This is a genomic window from Agrobacterium pusense (assembly GCF_900102105.1).
GTDB classification, from domain to species: domain Bacteria; phylum Pseudomonadota; class Alphaproteobacteria; order Rhizobiales; family Rhizobiaceae; genus Agrobacterium; species Agrobacterium pusense.
Window position 1 is genome coordinate 1 of the sequence record NZ_FNBB01000026.1, and the last position, 1,273, is coordinate 1,273.

Annotated in this window: 1 protein-coding gene; it reads left to right on the forward strand. The window is 57.6% G+C overall.

Going from position 1 to position 1,273, the window contains the following annotated elements; all coding sequences use genetic code 11:
• Nucleotides 1–64 precede the first annotated feature (64 nt).
• Nucleotides 65–1,254 (forward strand): IS3 family transposase gene (locus tag BLU28_RS25790; protein ID WP_092651477.1). Its coding sequence is split into 2 segments (ribosomal slippage): nucleotides 65–314 and nucleotides 314–1,254, totalling 1,191 coding nucleotides; the frame shifts between segments, so codons are not numbered across the junction.
• Nucleotides 1,255–1,273 lie beyond the last annotated feature (19 nt).

Below are 1,273 nucleotides of genomic sequence, written 5' to 3' on the forward strand. Positions count from 1 at the left end.
TGACCTTGCCCCGTTGAAATAATCCATTTTGAAGTAAGGTCTGGCCCAATGAGAGGACCAGGGAATGAAGCGCAATCGTTTTACAGAAGAACAGATCATCGGCATTCTGAAGGAGCACGAGGTTGGCACGCCGGTCTCGGAGCTTTGCCGCAAGCACAGCGTCAGCGATGCCAGCATCTATAAGTGGAAAGCCAAGTTCGGCGGCATGGACGTATCCGAAGCCAAGCGCTTGAAGACGCTGGAAGACGAGAACACGAAGCTGAAACGGCTCCTGGCAGATGCGATGCTGGACAATGCGGCTTTGAAAGACCTTTTGGGAAAGAAGTGGTGACGCCCGCAGCAAGGCGAAAAGCTGTCGCTCATCTGATGGATCACCACCAGATGAGCGAACGGCGGGCGTGTAAAGCCATCGGCTTTTGCCGGATGACGATCCGTTACGAAACCAGGCGCAGCGATGACTATGACCTTCGTGAGCGGATGAAGGCGCTGGCGCATGAACGTCGCCGCTTTGGATATCGACGCCTTCACGTGCTGCTCAGGCGTGAGGGTCACCTTGTGAACCACAAGCGGCTCTTCCGGCTCTATCGGGAAGAGAAACTGACGGTGCGCAAGCGCGGCGGTCGGAAACGAGCGATAGGCACACGAGCACCGATGCTGATCCCGCTTGCCGCCAATGATCGCTGGTCACTGGACTTCGTGTCGGATCAGCTCACCGATGGTCGCAGGTTCCGGGTGCTTACGGTGGTCGACGATTGCACCAGGGAGTGCTTGGCTCTCGTCGCCGATACGTCGCTTTCCGGTCTGCGGGTTGCCCGTGAGCTGGACCGGATCATCGAGGGACGAGGCAAGCCGAAGATGATCGTCAGCGACAATGGTAGCGAGTTCACCAGCAACGCGATCTTGCAATGGACGGATCGGACCAAGGTGGAATGGCACTATATCGCACCGGGCAAGCCGATCCAGAACGCCTTCATCGAAAGCTTCAATGGGCGGTTGCGAGACGAGTTCCTGAATGAGACTCTCTTCTCGTCGCTAGCTCATGCTCGATCAGCGCTTTCAAACTGGCGCTACGATTACAACGATCACCGCCCACACTCTGGCCTCGGCTGGCTGACACCCGCCGAGTTCGCTCAGATAATCAACCCGCGACGTGATGCGGTGCTGCGCAGCCGAAATGGCTCCGCACCACACCCCGCCGCTACCGCCCCGAATACAGCAACCCAAAACCGCTGGAGCGAACTCAAAACTGGATAAAACTTGGGGGCAAGGTCAC